A 594-nucleotide genomic window follows, 5' to 3' on the forward strand; every position below is an offset into this window, starting at 1 on the left:
CATGATGCAACTCCTGTTGAGGTGACAGGAGCAGGCTAGACCTTGCCATCATGGGAAGGTCAACGGTGCCGGAGCGCATTTTTTCACTTTGCAATTGGGACAACGGTGGAGCGATCCCCCTCAGGGAATCTGGATGAAGCTCCTGTTCCTGACACGAAGGTGACGCAATTGTCACCCCCATGTTCGGGTCTCGTAAGGGTCGGTAGCGCATGCTTCAACTGCAGGCTCACTCATGACCGAACCAAAGGAGAAAATCATGAAACTCATTTCCACCGTATTTGCTGCGCTGCTGCTCGCTGCCGGCGCTGCCCATGCTGACCTTAACGACAAGGACAATCACGTTGAAGGCGTTGGCGGACACACCCTCAACGAACTGCAAAAGCAAGGCAAGCCCACCGCTGCCGACGTAAAGAAGGAACGCGATCTGCAGAAGAACTGGGATCGGGAGAAGGACAACCACATGGAGGGGGTTGGCGGTCATGCCCTCCATGAAGCCAAGAAGATGCCGCCGGCAACAAAGGAAAGCCAGGCCAAAAAGCGCGAAGCCGAAAAGACCTTGGATCGGGGTAAGGACAACCACGAAGAAGGTGTGGG

General features: G+C 55.4%; 1 protein-coding gene. It reads left to right on the plus strand.

The window, feature by feature from the left end:
* Positions 1-256: 256 nt before the first annotated feature.
* The coding region (locus ETQ85_RS26460; RefSeq protein ID WP_187394863.1) for a hypothetical protein at positions 257-594 on the plus strand (338 nt) is incomplete at its 3' end.

The organism is Zoogloea oleivorans (genome assembly GCF_008107625.1).
GTDB classification, from domain to species: Bacteria; Pseudomonadota; Gammaproteobacteria; order Burkholderiales; family Rhodocyclaceae; genus Zoogloea; species Zoogloea oleivorans.